Source organism: Beijerinckia sp. L45 (genome assembly GCF_009765775.1).
GTDB lineage: Bacteria > Pseudomonadota > Alphaproteobacteria > Rhizobiales > Beijerinckiaceae > RH-AL1.
The window spans coordinates 1-14,499 of sequence record NZ_LMUU01000070.1 but is presented as its reverse complement, the minus strand read 5'-3'; the positions used below and the strand labels follow the sequence as shown (position 1 = coordinate 14,499).

Annotated in this window: 12 protein-coding genes and 1 pseudogene; 10 read left to right on the top strand and 3 right to left on the bottom strand. The window is 65.2% G+C overall.

Features of this window, described 5'->3' with window-relative positions:
• Positions 1 to 302 precede the first annotated feature (302 nt).
• A complete protein-coding gene (locus GSQ79_RS07290; protein WP_158808063.1) occupies positions 303 to 1,616 on the top strand; it encodes a cytosine permease in 1,314 nt (437 codons plus the stop codon).
• Between the two features lie 166 nt (positions 1,617 to 1,782).
• Here GSQ79_RS07290 and GSQ79_RS07285 read toward each other — a convergent pair whose 3' ends face one another.
• Complete coding sequence (locus GSQ79_RS07285; RefSeq protein WP_158808062.1) at positions 1,783 to 2,673, bottom strand: SDR family oxidoreductase; 891 nt, start codon at positions 2,671 to 2,673, stop codon at positions 1,783 to 1,785.
• Between the two features lie 98 nt (positions 2,674 to 2,771).
• On the opposite strand from GSQ79_RS07285, the gene GSQ79_RS07280 reads away from it, so the two are divergent.
• Complete coding sequence (locus tag GSQ79_RS07280) at positions 2,772 to 3,611, top strand: helix-turn-helix transcriptional regulator (RefSeq protein ID WP_158808061.1); 840 nt, start codon at positions 2,772 to 2,774, stop codon at positions 3,609 to 3,611.
• Here the strand turns inward: GSQ79_RS07280 and GSQ79_RS07275 are convergent.
• A complete protein-coding gene (locus GSQ79_RS07275; RefSeq protein ID WP_158808060.1) occupies positions 3,598 to 4,884 on the bottom strand; it encodes an alpha-hydroxy acid oxidase in 1,287 nt (428 codons plus the stop codon). The two genes, GSQ79_RS07280 and GSQ79_RS07275, sit on opposite strands and share 14 nt — an antisense overlap.
• A 165-nt stretch (positions 4,885 to 5,049) precedes the next feature.
• Complete coding sequence (locus GSQ79_RS07270) at positions 5,050 to 6,414, bottom strand: MFS transporter (RefSeq protein WP_158808059.1); 1,365 nt, start codon at positions 6,412 to 6,414, stop codon at positions 5,050 to 5,052.
• Positions 6,415 to 6,585: 171 nt separating this feature from the next.
• On the opposite strand from GSQ79_RS07270, the gene cyoA reads away from it, so the two are divergent.
• The 8 genes and pseudogenes from cyoA to GSQ79_RS07230 form a co-directional block, all read left to right on the top strand.
• Complete coding sequence (gene cyoA / locus GSQ79_RS07265) at positions 6,586 to 7,770, top strand: ubiquinol oxidase subunit II (RefSeq protein ID WP_246725158.1); 1,185 nt, start codon at positions 6,586 to 6,588, stop codon at positions 7,768 to 7,770.
• Positions 7,771 to 7,815: 45 nt separating this feature from the next.
• Positions 7,816 to 9,819 (top strand): cytochrome o ubiquinol oxidase subunit I, encoded by a 2,004-nt coding sequence (gene cyoB, locus GSQ79_RS07260; RefSeq protein ID WP_158808058.1) that lies wholly within the window; start codon positions 7,816 to 7,818, stop codon positions 9,817 to 9,819.
• Between the two features lie 10 nt (positions 9,820 to 9,829).
• Positions 9,830 to 10,456 (top strand): cytochrome o ubiquinol oxidase subunit III, encoded by a 627-nt coding sequence (cyoC, locus tag GSQ79_RS07255; protein WP_158808057.1) that lies wholly within the window; start codon positions 9,830 to 9,832, stop codon positions 10,454 to 10,456.
• Entirely contained in the window at positions 10,453 to 10,863 is a 411-nt protein-coding gene (gene cyoD, locus GSQ79_RS07250; RefSeq protein ID WP_158808056.1) for a cytochrome o ubiquinol oxidase subunit IV, read from the top strand. The genes cyoC and cyoD overlap by 4 nt, the downstream gene beginning before the upstream one ends.
• Before the next feature lie 64 nt (positions 10,864 to 10,927).
• On the top strand, positions 10,928 to 11,671 hold the full coding sequence (locus GSQ79_RS07245) for an SURF1 family protein (RefSeq protein ID WP_246725167.1): 744 nt from the start codon (positions 10,928 to 10,930) through the stop codon (positions 11,669 to 11,671).
• Positions 11,668 to 12,972 carry an ATP-binding protein gene (locus GSQ79_RS07240; RefSeq protein WP_246725156.1) on the top strand — a complete coding sequence of 435 codons (1,305 nt, stop codon included), beginning with the start codon at positions 11,668 to 11,670 and terminating at the stop codon, positions 12,970 to 12,972. The genes GSQ79_RS07245 and GSQ79_RS07240 overlap by 4 nt, the downstream gene beginning before the upstream one ends.
• A complete protein-coding gene (locus GSQ79_RS07235; RefSeq protein WP_158808055.1) occupies positions 12,962 to 13,495 on the top strand; it encodes a response regulator transcription factor in 534 nt (177 codons plus the stop codon). The genes GSQ79_RS07240 and GSQ79_RS07235 overlap by 11 nt, the downstream gene beginning before the upstream one ends.
• Positions 13,496 to 13,858: 363 nt before the next feature.
• A pseudogene (locus GSQ79_RS07230) lies at positions 13,859 to 14,499 on the top strand (ice nucleation-like protein); the annotation flags it as partial.

The following is a 14,499-nucleotide window of genomic DNA, read 5'->3' as shown; positions in this document are numbered from 1 at the left end:
CCTCGATGTGTTTGTCGCGCCCACATGGCGCCAGTGTCGCGCGCGACCTGAATGCCTTTGCTTCATGATGCAAAGTCCGGCAAATATCACAACCGCGTTACCGCCGCCGGCGCGGGCTAGTTGTTCATCAAACAGCGCGGCATCGATGCAGTTTGCTTTCACATTATAAGCATGACGCCGCAAATTCAATCATTCCCAAGAACGATATACAGAATCGACAAGTCAAAGGGCGCGTCGAGACAAGTCAAACCGCAACTTCTTCGTTAGGAACAAAGGTCAGAAATCCGGTTGCGGAGGATGCGATGAGCAGTCTTGTTGAGCATGAAGGCGAATTGGTCGACGGCGCGCTCGGGGAAGAGTTCGAGCACGAACCGGTTCCGATGGCACGACGCCGCTCGCTGGCGTCCGTCGCCGCCGTGTGGTTCGGCTTCCCGATGGTGCTCACCCAGGCCGTGTTCGGCGGCATCATCGTCCTCAACCTCGGCTTCATCGCGGGGTCCACGGCGATCATCGTCGGCAACCTCATCCTCTGCGCCTATGTCGGCGGCCTGAGCTACATCGCAGGGTCGACCGGCCTGAACTTCGCGATGCAGGGCAAGAAGACGTTCGGCACCAGCGGCTACGTCGTCGCCTGCGCGCTGTTGTCGACGCTGGTGGTCGGCTGGTACGCGTTCCAGATCGGCCTCACCGGCCAGACCATGCACACCGCCTTCGGCTGGAACGCGACGCTTGTCATCCTGATCGCGACGCTTTTGTTCATGGGCACGACGTTTCTGGGCATCCGCGCGCTGTCGATCGTCGGCCTCATCGCGGCGCCGTTCTTCATCGTCATGGGCATCATCTCGTTGGTCATCGCCGCCGAGACGCATGGCATCGACAACATCTGGAGCTATGCCGGCACCGCGAAGGACATGACCTTCGGCGGCGCGGTCAGCCTAGTGATCGCCGGCTTCGCCGATGCCGGCACGATGACTGCGGATTTCACCCGCTGGTCGCGCAACGGCAAGGAGGCGGCGCTGGCCTCCTTCACCGCCTTCCCGATCGCCAACGCCATCGCCTTCCTGTTCGGCGGCGTCATCGTCGCCGCGGGCAGTGCGGTCGATCCGATCCACAACGGCGGCGACTTCATGCCGCTGCTGACCGGCCACGGGCCGCTCCTGTCGACGCTCGCCGTGCTCTTCGTCTTCGTCAATCTCGGTTCGGTCTGCGCGCATTGCCTCTACAACGGCGCGGTCGGCTACAGCCATCTGTTCAAGAGCCGGATGCGCATTCTGACGCTGATCCTCGGCATCCTCGGGGGCCTCGCGGCGGCGGCCGGCATCTGGACGTTGTTCCCGTACTGGCTCAGCCTGCTCGGCATCTTCGTCCCGCCGATCGGCGCGATCATCATCATGGACCAGCTGGTGCTCGGCAAGGCCACCAGCCTGCGCGGGTCGATGGCCTACCGCACCCCGGCGTTCGTCGCCTGGGCGCTCGGCTCCGGCGTCGCGGTGATCTTCCATATCTGGATGCCGCAATACGGCGAGGCGCTTGTCGCCCTGGTCGTTGCCGGCGCCGCCTACGGCGTACTGGCCACGCGCAGCACGGCGCAGGTGCCGGTGGCGGCGCTGGATTGAGCCCAAACGATCCTTGGCCCGGAGGCGCCTTCGCCGTCATTGCAAGTCGAAGGCGAAGCAACCCAGGGGCCGCTACTCCGACTAGCAGCAGATTGCCCTGGGTTGCTTCGCTTCGCTCGCAATGACGGCGTCAAGATCCGCAATCAATACGGATCAACGCAAACCATCACACCGCGTAATTCATCGCCTCGAGATCGCTGATCAGCCCCGGACCCGTCGGATGCCAGTTTAGCGCCGCCCGCGTCAGCGCGCTCGATGCCGAAAGATCCATGCCGGCGAAGGCGGACATCCAGCCGAAGTGCCCGGGGGCCTCCTCAGGCGTCAAAGATACCACCGGCACGTTCAGGCCGCGGCCGAGCACCGCGGCGATGTCCTTGACCGCGATTCCCTCTTCGGCCACCGCGTGATAACGCGCGCCCGGCTCGCGCTTTTCCACCACCAGCCTGTAGAGCCGCGCCACGTCGGAGACATGCGCGGCGGACAGGCGGTTGAGACCGTCGCCTTGATAGGCCGAGACGCCTTTCTCGCGGGCGATCGCGACGAAAATGGTGATGAGTCCCTGCCTCGTCGTGTCGTGCACCTGAGGCAGGCGCACCACCGAGACGTTGACGCCCGACGCCAGCAGCGCCGCGCCGGCCAGTTCCGAGGCGACGCGGGGATTGGGGTGGTTCGCGTTGAACACGTCCTCGGTCGCGGGCTGCCCATGCCCGGCAATTCCCAGGCCGAGGCCGGAGGTGATGACCAGCGGTCGGTCGGATTTAGCAAGCGCCGCGCCGAGCGCCTCGATGGCGCGGCGGTCTTTTTCGCAGTTGGCGACGAAATTGGAAAAGTCGTGGTCGAAGGCGCAGTGGATCACGCCGTCCGCCTCGGCCGCGCCGGCCGCGAGGCTGGCAGGATCTTCGAGCGTGCCGCGATGCACGGCGGCGCCGGCGGCGACGAGCGCCGCAGCGCCGGCGTCCGACCGCGTCAGGCCGAGAACCTGATGCCCGGCCTCGATGAGCTCGGGCACGATGGCCGAGCCGACGAAACCGGTCGCGCCGGTGAGGAAGATGCGCATGGGAGTCTCCAGGTTGGTGGTGGAGACGAGTATCGGGGCTGGAAGGATCCTGTTAAAGTAGTGACCTTATCGTGGTATAATCTTCACCAGGATCGGCCATGTCGCACGACACCGATAATCTGCTCGGCACCTATCTGAAGGACCGCCGCGTCCGGCTCGACCCGGCCGCGCTCGGCTTTCCCGTCACGCGCCGCCGGACGCCGGGGCTGCGCCGCGAGGAGGTGGCGCAACGCGCCAACATCAGCCCGACCTGGTATACTTGGCTCGAGCAGGGCAGGGGCGGCGCCCCCTCGGCGGACGTGCTGAACCGGATCGCCGGCGGCCTGATGCTGACCGAGCCGGAGCGCGAGCATCTCTTCATGCTGGGGCTGGGGCGCCCGCCCGAGGTTCGCTATCAGCCGGCCACGGGCGTCTCGCCGCGCCTGCAACGCCTGCTCGATGCGATGGAGGTCAGCCCGGCGATCATCAAGACGGCGACCTGGGACGTCGTCGCCTGGAACCGCGCCGCTGCCGTGGTGATGACCGATTATGCGACGCTGCCGCCCGGCGAGCGCAACATCCTGCGCATGATGTTCTGCAATCCGCGCGTTCGCGAAGCCAATGAGGATTGGCAAGGCACGGCCCGCTTCGTCGTCGGCGCCTTCCGGGCGGATGCCGCGCGCGCCGGCGCGGCGGGCGAGGTCGGCGACCTCGTGGACGAACTCTCCAAGGCGAGCCCCGAGTTCGCGGCGCTGTGGCGCGACAACGACGTGCGCGCGCACGGCGAAGGCGTGAAGCGGCTGCGCCACCCGGTCCTCGGCCCGATCGCCTTCGAGTTTTCCGCCTTCGCCGTCGACGGCCGGCCGGACCTCGGCATGCTCGTCTACAACGCCGTCATGCCGGCCGACGCCGAAAAAATCCGCGCGCTCGCCAAGGCACCGCCTCTTACGTCCGGCTGATGCTGGCGCCGGTGATCTCGGCGAGCCGGGTGGCGCCGGCCTGGCGCATGATCGTCTCGAACTCGCGCTGCAGGATGGTCAGCACCATCTCGACGCCGGGCTGGCCGAAGGCGGCGAGGCCCCAGCAGTAGGGGCGCCCGATGCAGATCGCGGTAGCGCCGCTGGCGAGCGCCTTCAGCACGTCGGTGCCGCGCCGGAAGCCCCCGTCGACCAGGACGGGCACGCGGCCGTTCACCGCGGCGACCACTTCGGGCAGGGCGCCGATCGTCGACTGCAGGCTTTCTTCCGCGCGGCCGCCGTGGTTCGACACGATCAGCGCGTCGATGCCGTAGTCCAGCGCCTGCTTGGCGTCCTCATGGGTCATGATGCCCTTGAGCACCAGCTTGCCCTTCACGATGCCGCGCAGCCGCTTCACGTAGTCCCAGGTCATGCCGGTGCCGTAGAGGTTGGTGACCTTGGAGACGTCGAGGTCGTCGAACATCGGCTTGCGGCTGACCTCGTTCTTGAAGCCCGGCGTATGGCAGTCGGAACAGGTGCGGGTGTCCTGACGGCGGTCGCGGAACAGCGTTTCCGTGTTGCGTCCGCCCTGGCGGTCCACCGTCAGCACGATCGCCGGCGCCCCGGCCTTTTCGGCGCGCTTCACCAACGCTTCGGTGACGGCCCAGTCGTCGGTCGGGTAGAGCATGTACCAGACCGGCGCGCCGCGCGCCGCGTTGACGTCCTCGATCGACGTGCTGCCCACCGTCGAGAGGACCATCTGGTGGCCCTTGACCTTCGCGGCGCGAGCGACGGCGCCCTCCGCCTCCGGGTTGAAGGCGCCCTGGCTGCTGACCGGCGCGAGAACGATGGGGCTCGCCCAGGTTTCGCCGAAGATTTTGACCGTCGTGTCGATCTTGCGCACGTCGATCAGGCGGCGGGCGCGGATGCGGATCAGGTCGAATCCGTCGCGGTTGGCCTTCAACGTCAGATCGCTGTCGACGCCGCTGGCGAGATAGCCGTAGTGCGCCGGCGGCAGCGCTTTTTTCGCCGCGGGCTCGAAGTCGAAGACGTTGAGCGCCTGGCTCGGCTGATCGATGACGTCGCCGATCTTGCCCGGCGCCTGGCGGAGCACGTCGTAGCTCTGCGCCAGCGCGTCTGGCGTCGCCCGCGCGGCGAGGCCGGCCATGACACCGCCCTGAGCGAACAGCGGACTGGCCGCGAGATAGGCCAGCAATCGGCGACGGTTGAAGGCGTCGCCCTCGCTGTCGGCAGGAACAGGTAGCTCGCTCGGCATGGCACTCTCGTCCGGCAGAGGATCAATGCCCGGCAATTTCCATAACAAATGTTGTTTTTGCAAGCGCGGATGGGTGCGTAGGCCGGCCTTGGCGCGGCCCACAAAAAAACCCCGCCGGGCGAACACCCGGCGGGGTTGGTGGGATCAGCGTAAGACGCGGGCGCCTTACAGCGCGTCGTCGCCGACGGCGCTATGCTGGCTGTGCTGCGCCTCGAGCCGCTTGTTGATCGCCAGCGCCGCGAGGGTGCAGATGGCGCCCGAGAGCAGGTAGGCGCCGACGGCCCAGAGGCCGAAGCGGTCGTAGAAGGCGAGCGCCACCAGAGGCGCGAAGCCGGCGCCGACCAGCCAGGCCAGATCGTTGGTGAGGGCGGAGCCGGTGTAGCGATTCTGGCTGGAAAAATTCGAAGCCACGGCGCCGGCCGCCTGCCCGAAGGACAGGCCGAGCAGGGCGAAGCCGATGAAGACGAACGTCGTCTGGCCAAGCGCACCGCCGCCGAGCAGCATCGGCGTGAACAGGCTGAAGATCGCGATCGAACCGGCGCCGAGCCCGAGCAGGTTGCGCCGGCCGATGCGGTCGGCGATCAGGCCCGACAGCGTGATCGCGACGGCGCCGATGACGGCACCCTCGAGCTGCACCAGCAGGAATTCGCCCGGCGTCCGGTCGGTGAACAGGCCGATGTAGGACAGCGGGAAGATCGTGACGAGATGGAACAGCGCGAAGCTCGCCAGCGGCACGAAGGCGCCAAGCAGGAGATTGATGCCCTGCTTCTTCACGATCTCGGACACGTAGGCCGGCTTCAGGTCGCGGGTTTCCAAGAGCGCGGCGAATTCTTCCGTCGCCACCATGCGCAGCCGCGCGAACAGCGCCACCACGTTGATGGTGAAGGCGACGAAGAACGGATAGCGCCAGCCCCAGCTCAAAAAGTCGTCCGAGTTCAGGTTCAGCAGGAAGAAGGCGAAAAGCCCGCTCGCGACGATGAACCCGAAGGGGTGGCCGAGCTGCGGGATCATCGCATACCAGCCGCGCCGATTCTGCGGAGCGTTGAGGGCGAGGAGAGACGCGAGGCCATCCCAGGCGCCGCCGAGTGCCAGCCCCTGGCCGACGCGGCACACCATTAGCATGATGATCGAGGCCGATCCGACCTCGCTGTAAGCGGGCAGGAAGCTGATCGCGACCGTCGAGGTGCCGAGGAGGAACAGGGCGATGGTCAGCTTGACGCCGCGGCCGTGACGCCGGTCGACGGCCATGAACAGCACCGATCCGATCGGGCGGGCGACGAAGGCGAGGCCGAAGATCGCGAACGAATACAACGTCGCGGTGAGCGGATCCGCGAAGGGAAAGACGAGAGCCGGGAACACCAGGACCGAGGCGATGCCGAACACGAAAAAGTCAAAAGCTTCCGATGTGCGGCCGATGACCACGGCGATGGCAATCTCCGCCGACGATACGGGGGCATGATCCGCCGAGATCAGCCGTGCGTCGTGCTCGAGCGGTGCCGACGAGGCCGCCTGTGGATTAACCGTGGCCATGCCACATCCCCCTTGATGAATTCAGATCAGCTCCCCGCATTTCGATGCGGACAAGCCGTGCCGTATGGAATAGAGCGGACGCGCAGTGACCGTCAAATAGACTCGGGTGGACAAAACGTCCAATCCCAAACATGACGAGCACTTCGTAGAGACATGGCTTCGCATCAAAACATGGTTTTACCCCACGTGAGATTTCCCCGCATCCTCCTGATGGTACCGGTTTTCGGCCTGCTTGGCGGCTGCAATGCGGTGTTGCTGAGCCCTTCGGGTGATGTTGCGCTCCAGCAGCGCGACCTGATCCTCGCCTCGACGGCGCTGATGCTGCTCATCGTCATCCCGGTTTTGATCACCACGGTGGTCTTCGCTTGGCGCTACCGCGCGTCGAATACGACCGCGCCCTACGATCCCGAGTGGCATCATTCGACTCAGCTGGAAGTGCTGATCTGGACGGCGCCGCTGCTGATCATCATCGCGCTCGGCGCCTTGACCTGGATCAGCACCCATGTGCTCGACCCGTTTCGCGCGATCGAACGCGTCGGACCCGGTCGCCCGGTTGCCGCCGGCGTCAAGCCGCTGACCGTCGAAGTCGTGGCGCTCGACTGGAAGTGGCTGTTCTTCTATCCCGACCTCGGCATCGCGACGGTCAACGAGCTGGCCGCGCCGGTCGACGTGCCGATCCAGTTCAAGATCACCTCCGGCACGGTGATGAACTCGTTCTTCGTGCCCGCGCTCGCCGGCCAGATCTACGCGATGGCCGGTATGGAAACCAAGCTCAGCGCCGTCATCAACAAGACCGGCGACTATGATGGTTTTTCCGCGAACTACAGCGGCGCCGGCTTCTCGCACATGAACTTCAAGTTTCATGGCCTGACCCAGCAGGACTTCGACACCTGGGTCGCCAAGGCCAAGAAGGACGGCAAGCCGCTCGATCAGGCCGGCTTCCACGAGCTGGAAAAGCCGACCGAGGCCGAACCGGTCCATTACTACAAGTCGGTGTCCCCGGGCCTCTACGACTCGATCCTGAACATGTGCGCGGAACCTGGGGCAATGTGCGCAACCGAAATGATGCACATCGATGCTAATGGCGGTGGCGGCAAGGAAAGCGAAGCCAACCTCGAGCGGCTGCAGAGCGACAAGCACAAGGTCCGCGAAGGCAACGAGTCGCCGGGCGCCACCTTCCCGGCGTCCGGGCGCGCCGCGCACGGCGACGAACAGCCTCAGGGCATGAAGGCGCGCCCGAATGCGGGGGAAGCCAACGCGCAGAAGACCGAACCGGGGACCAAGCAGGGCGATGCCATGCCAGGGATGCCGGGCATGAAGAAAGACTCTCCGGCGCCGGCTCAGTTGAACAACTGATCGAACGCATAACCGTTTACGCTACAACTGAACGAGCAGAACCCAATGTTCTCCAATCTGGATCTCCAGAAGCTTGTCTTCGGTCGTTTGACGCTCGAAGCCATTCCGTATCACGAGCCGATTCTTCTCATCACCTTCGCCATGGTTGCGATCGGCGGCGGCGCGCTTCTCGGCGTCATCACCTACTACAAGGCCTGGGCCTATCTGTGGACGGACTGGTTCACCAGCGTCGACCACAAGAAGATCGGCATCATGTATGTCGTGCTGGCCATCGTCATGCTGGTGCGCGGCTTCTCCGACGCGCTCTTGATGCGCGCGCAGCAAGCCATCTCGTTTGGCGACAACCAGGGTTATCTGCCGCCGCATCACTATGATCAGGTGTTCACCGCCCACGGCGTGATCATGATCTTCTTCATGGCGATGCCCTTCGTCACCGGCCTGATGAACTTCGTCGTGCCGCTGCAGATCGGCGCGCGCGACGTTGCCTTCCCCTTCCTCAACAACTTCAGCTTCTGGATGACGGTCGGCGGCGCGATCACCATCATGCTCTCGCTGTTCGTCGGCGAGTTCGCGCGCACCGGCTGGCTCGCCTATCCCCCGCTGTCGGAAGGCACCTTCAGTCCCGGCGTCGGCGTCGACTATTACATCTGGGCGCTGCAGATCGCCGGTATCGGCACGACATTGTCCGGCATCAACCTGATTGCTACCATCGTGAAGATGCGCGCGCCGGGCATGACCATGATGAAGATGCCCATCTTCGTCTGGACCTCGCTCTGCACCAACGTGCTGATCGTCGCCGCCTTCCCGATCCTGACCGCCGTTCTGGTGCTGCTGTCGCTCGACCGTTACGTCGGCACGCACTTCTTTTCGAACGACCTCGGCGGCAACCCGATGATGTACATCAACCTCATCTGGATCTGGGGCCATCCGGAGGTCTACATCCTCATCCTGCCGGCCTTCGGCATCTTCTCGGAAGTCACCTCGACGTTCTCCGGCAAGCGCCTGTTCGGCTACGCCTCGATGGTCTACGCCACGGTGGTCATCACCATCCTGTCGTACCTGGTTTGGCTCCACCACTTCTTCACGATGGGCTCGGGCGCCAGCGTGAACTCGTTCTTCGGCATCACGACGATGATCATCTCGATCCCGACGGGCGCCAAGATCTTCAACTGGCTGTTCACGATGTATCGCGGCCGCATCCGCTACGAACTGCCGATGATGTGGACCGTCGCCTTCATCATCACCTTCGTCATCGGCGGCATGACCGGCGTCATGCTCGCCGTGCCGCCGGCCGACTTCATGCTGCATAACGGCCTGTTCCTCATCGCCCATTTCCACAACGTCATCATCGGCGGCGTGGTGTTCGGCCTGATGGCGGGTGTCTCCTATTGGTTCCCGAAGGCCTTTGGTTTCCGCCTCAACGAGTTCTGGGGCCACATGTCGTTCTGGTTCTGGGTCGTCGGCTTCTACTTCGCCTTCATGCCGCTCTACGTCCTGGGCTTCATGGGCGTGACGCGCCGGTTGAGCCACTTCGACGATCCGTCGCTGCAGATCTGGTTCGTCATCGCAGCCTTCGGCGCTCTGCTGATCGCCGTCGGGATCGCGTCGTTCATCATCCAGATCGTCGTCAGCTTCCGCAACCGCGAGGCGCTCGCCGATCTCACCGGCGATCCGTGGCATGGCCGCACGCTGGAATGGTCGACGGCGTCGCCGCCGCCGGACTACAACTTCGCCTTCACGCCGATGGTGCACGATCTCGACACCTGGGCCGACATGAAGAAGCGCGGCTACGTCCGGCCGTTGGAAGGTTACAAGCCGATCCACATGCCGAAGAACACCGGCGCCGGGGCGATCCTGTCGGCCTTCGCCACGATCTTCGGCTTCGCGATGATCTGGTACATCTGGTGGCTCGCCGCGCTCGCGCTCTTCGCGATCCTGGTCACGGCGATCGGCCATACCTTCAACTACCGCCGCGATTTCTACATCCCGGCCGAGGAAGTGGTGGCGACGGAAGGCCGTCGTTCGCAGCTCCTCGCAGAACACGCGTGAGGTCGTAGAGATGACGCATCCATCGACCCCCACCGCAGACGGCGAGGCGCTCGCCTTCTACGTCGCCGAGGACGCCCACGCGGAAGGCAGCACCATGCTGGGCTTCTGGATCTATCTGATGAGCGATTGCCTCATCTTTGCGGTCCTGTTCGCCACCTTCGGCGTGCTCGGCCGCAATTATGCGGCCGGCCCCTCGGCCGCCGAACTGTTCGAACTGCCGACGGTCGCGCTCAACACCGCGATGCTTCTGCTCTCGTCGATCACCTTCGGCTTCGCCATGCTCGCCATGGAGAAGGAGAAGCTGCGCACGACGCTCGTGTGGATGGCGATTACCGGCCTGTTCGGCATGGCCTTCGTCGGGCTCGAGCTCAACGAGTTCGCGCATCTCATCCATGACGGCGCAACGCCGCAGCGCAGCGCCTTCCTGTCGTCCTTCTTCACGCTCGTCGGCACCCACGGGCTGCACGTCTCGGTCGGCCTGATCTGGATCGTCACCCTGATGGTGCAGCTCGGGCTCTACGGCCTCAACCCGGCCAACAAGCGCCGGCTGATGTGCCTCAGCATGTTCTGGCATTTCCTCGACGTCGTCTGGATCGGCGTCTTTTCCTTCGTCTATCTCGTGAGTGTCCTTCAATGAGTGCCACACCCGCCGCTCACGGCGCTGCCAGCGAAGAAACCCATCACAGCACGCATGGCGGCAACGATCACGCCGCCAGCCATGGCACGATGAAGGGCTATATGACGGGGTTTCTTCTCTCCGTCGTCCTCACCGCGATCCCGTTCTGGCTGGTGATGGGGCATGTGTTCTCGGACACCCATCTGACAGCCGTCTTCGTCATGGTCCTCGCCGCCGTGCAGATCGTGGTTCACATGGTCTACTTCCTCCATATGAACACGAAGTCGGAGGGCGGCTGGACGATGCTGGCGCTGATCTTCACGATGATCATCGTGGTCATCACGCTGGCCGGGTCGATCTGGGTGATGAGCCACCTCAACACCAACATGATGCCGATGACGCAGCACGACATGCGCGAGATGCCGTAGGGCTCGGGAGGCCGAAACGGACGACTCGGACGATACGATCAGGTCGCGGCGCTCGCCCGCGGCTCTGGTGGCACTTGGGGCCGCAACCCTGTTTTTGGTTGCGGTTCTCCTGGCGCTCGGAACCTGGCAGGTGCATCGCCTGTCCTGGAAGCTCGATCTCATCGCGCGCGTCGACCAGCGGGTCCATGCGCCGCCAGCCGCGCCCCCGGGGCCCGGCCAAGCGGTCACCGCCGCGGCTGACGAGTATCGCCATGTCGCGGTGAGCGGCAGCTTCCTCAACGACCGCGAAGCCCTGGTCCAGGCGGTCACCGATCTCGGGCCGGGCTTCTGGGTGATGACCCCGCTGCGCACCGCCGAAGGCGACGTTCTCATCAATCGCGGCTTCGTCCCGTCGGACCATCGTGACCCCGCGACCCGGGCGGCCGGGCAGATCGCGGGCCCGACGCGGGTGGTCGGGCTGCTGCGGATCACCGAGCCGAAGGGCGGCTTCCTCCGCAGCAACGATCCCGCGGCGAACCGCTGGTATTCCCGCGACGTCGCGGCCATCGCCGCCGCGCGCGGCCTCGGCAACGTCGCGCCATACTTCATCGATGCCGACGCGACCCCGAACGCGGGGAACTGGCCGGCCGGCGGCCTCACCGTCATCGTCTTCCCGAATTCGCACCTCGTCTACGCCCTGACCTGGTACGCGCTGGCGCTGATGCTCGCCGGCGTCGCGTGCTGGGTGGTGCGCGACGAGGTCCGGGCTCGCCGCGCCTCCGTCGGGGCAGGGGTCGCGCCGGCGTCGGCCGCGAGGCCGGTGTCGTGACGCTGGACGACACGGCGCGGCCTGACAGCCAGGGCGTGGTCGAGCGCCAGAACCTGCTGATCCTGATCCAGCTCCGCTGGATCGCGGTGTTCGGGCAGATGGTGATGATGACCGTCGCCCATCTGGCATTCGGGCTCGATATTCCGTTGCAGCCGATGGCCGGCGTCCTCGCCGCGCTCGTCGCCCTCAACATCTTCAGCCTGTCGCGCCTGTGGAAACAGACGCCGGTCAGCAACGCGGAGCTGTTCGCGGCCCTCGCCTTCGACGTCGCCGCCCTGACGACACAGCTTTACTTCAGCGGCGGTGCCACCAACCCCTTCACCTTTCTGTTTCTTCTGCAGGTGACGCTCGGCGCCGTGCTGCTCAACGCCTGGTCGACATGGGCGCTGGTCGGCCTCACCGGCCTGTGCTTCGCCGGCCTGACCTCGATCTACCGGCCGATGGACCTCGTCACCCACGATGCCGCCGAGCTGTTCAGCCTGCACATCTACGGGACGGCAATCTGCTTCGCCCTCGACGCGACCTTGCTCGTCGTCTTCGTCACGCGCATCAATCGGAACCTCCGCGAGCGCGACGCCCGTCTCGCCGGTTTTCGGCAGCAGGCCGCGGAGGAGGACCATATCGTGCGTATGGGCCTTCTCGCCTCGGGCGCCGCGCATGAGCTCGGGACACCGCTCGCCACGCTCTCGGTGATCCTCGGCGACTGGCGGCGCATGCCGGCCCTCACCGCCGATCCCGAGCTGGGGCAGGAGATTGCGCAGATGCAGGCCGAGGTGCAGCGCTGCAAGACGATCGTGACCGGCATTCTTCTCTCCGCCGGCCAGGCGCGCGGCGAGTCGGCGGGCGTGACGACGCTCCATACCTTCTTCGACGATCTCGTCGAGGACTGGCGCTCGGCGCGGTCGGCGACCAACCTGCGCTACAACAATGCGTTCGGGGAGGATCTGCCGATCGTCTCGGAGTCGGCGCTGCGGCAGGTCATGTTCAACCTGCTGGACAATGCCTTCGAGGCGTCGCCGCGATGGGTCGGATTCTCGGTGGTGCGGAACGGCGACATGCTGGTGCTCACCATCCGCGACGTCGGTCCCGGCTTTGTCCCCGACATTCTGGCGCAGATCGGCAAGCCCTATCAATCGAGCAAGGGCCGCCCGGGCGGCGGCCTCGGTCTGTTTCTCGTCGTCAACGTCGTGCGCAAGCTTGGCGGCCGGGTCGTCGCGCGCAATCGCCAGACCGGCGGCGCGGTCGTCATCCTGGAGCTGCCGCTGGCGGCACTCCGCATCGAGGCACGCCATGGCGGATGAACGGCTGCTGGTCATCGTCGACGACGACGACGCCTTTGCCAAGACGCTGAAGCGGTCGTTCGAGCGCCGCGGCTACAGGGTGCTGTTCGCCGCGACCTTCGCCGACCTGCAGCTGCTGTTGCAGTCGCAGGCGCCGGGCTTTGCCGTGGTCGATCTGAAACTCGCCGGGGCGTCGGGCCTCGCCTGTGTCGAAGCGCTTCATGCCCACGATCCGCTCATGCTCATCGTCGTGCTGACCGGCTTCGCCAGCATCGCGACGGCCGTCGAGTCCATCAAGCTCGGCGCCAGCCATTATCTGGCCAAGCCTTCCAACACCGACGACATCGAGGCGGCGTTCAGCAAGGCGGCCGGCAACGCCGCGGTGCCGCTGACCGAGCGGACGACCTCGATCAAGACGCTCGAATGGGAACATATCCACGAGGTTCTCGCCGAGACCGGCTTCAACATCTCCGAAACCGCACGCCGGCTCGGGATGCACCGGCGCACGCTCGCCCGGAAGCTGGAGAAGCGGCAGGTCAGGTGATGATGGGCGTCGGAGCGGGCGCTTTCTTAAGCCAAAAATTTCAACCGATTAGCGGCGCGTTGGCACGGAAGCTTATGTTTCCTTAACACATCTGTGTGATTGTTCCCACCATAAGCCCGGCCAAAGGTTTGGGGTTATGATTGTGCCGCATAGGGATAGATGAGCTGTCCCCCTCTGGCCCGCCCGCTTGAAGCTTTACTTCGAGCCGGAAGGTTAGCACGGCGCAACGGTGTCAAGTGCCGTGATTCAGGCATCAGCATCTCGTCGAGGACTGCAATTGTGCAGCTCGACAGTCCCCGCTGCCATGCCCCGCTTCATTCAGCTTCATTTGGAACAGCCTTGCCCGAGGCGGAGACCAGACACATGACGTCAATTTCATCGCTTTCGCCTACCCTGATCGCTGCGATGTCCACGGCCCAGATTGCTGGTTTGGGGACGGACGATGTCGCAGCTCTGACCTCCACGCAGGTCGCCGCTCTTAGCGCGACCCAGCTGTCTGCATTGACCACGGCCGAACTGCAGGTCCTTCATACGCAGCAGATCGCCGCCTTCACGGCGAGTGCGATCAGCGGCATGACCGCGTCGGCCCTCTCGACCCTCGCCGCCGCCGGCAACACCGAAGACAGCGGCAGCGTCGGCAGCGCCTTTACATCCACGCAGCTCAACAGCCTCAACGCCGCGCAGCTGAATGGCCTGACGTCGGACGCCCTGGACAACCTGACCACGACACAGGTCGGGGCGCTGAGCGCGGCGATCGTGTCGGCGCTGACCGCGACGATGCTGGGCAATCTCGGCACGACAAACCTTCAGGCTCTGACCTCGACGCAGGTGGGCAGCCTTTCCGCCGCCGCCCTGAACGGCCTGAGCTCGGACAACCTGCAGGCCCTGACGACGACGCAGGTCGCCGGCCTCACCTCGACGCAGGTCGCCAGCCTCAGCACCGCCACCCTGTCCACCCTGTCCTCGACGGAAGTGCAGAGCCTCAGCTCGACGCAGCTGAAGGG

What these genes read in the sequence shown, in the direction of transcription:
- GSQ79_RS07290 (WP_158808063.1), top strand. Translation starts at nt 303, where the DNA reads ATGAGCAGTCTTGTTGAGCATGAAGGCGAATTGGTCGACGGCGCGCTC.
- GSQ79_RS07285 (WP_158808062.1), bottom strand. Translation starts at nt 2,673, where the DNA reads ATGCGCATCTTCCTCACCGGCGCGACCGGTTTCGTCGGCTCGGCCATC.
- GSQ79_RS07280 (WP_158808061.1), top strand. Translation starts at nt 2,772, where the DNA reads ATGTCGCACGACACCGATAATCTGCTCGGCACCTATCTGAAGGACCGC.
- GSQ79_RS07275 (WP_158808060.1), bottom strand. Translation starts at nt 4,884, where the DNA reads ATGCCGAGCGAGCTACCTGTTCCTGCCGACAGCGAGGGCGACGCCTTC.
- GSQ79_RS07270 (WP_158808059.1), bottom strand. Translation starts at nt 6,414, where the DNA reads ATGGCCACGGTTAATCCACAGGCGGCCTCGTCGGCACCGCTCGAGCAC.
- cyoA (WP_246725158.1), top strand. Translation starts at nt 6,586, where the DNA reads ATGGTTTTACCCCACGTGAGATTTCCCCGCATCCTCCTGATGGTACCG.
- cyoB (WP_158808058.1), top strand. Translation starts at nt 7,816, where the DNA reads ATGTTCTCCAATCTGGATCTCCAGAAGCTTGTCTTCGGTCGTTTGACG.
- cyoC (WP_158808057.1), top strand. Translation starts at nt 9,830, where the DNA reads ATGACGCATCCATCGACCCCCACCGCAGACGGCGAGGCGCTCGCCTTC.
- cyoD (WP_158808056.1), top strand. Translation starts at nt 10,453, where the DNA reads ATGAGTGCCACACCCGCCGCTCACGGCGCTGCCAGCGAAGAAACCCAT.
- GSQ79_RS07235 (WP_158808055.1), top strand. Translation starts at nt 12,962, where the DNA reads ATGGCGGATGAACGGCTGCTGGTCATCGTCGACGACGACGACGCCTTT.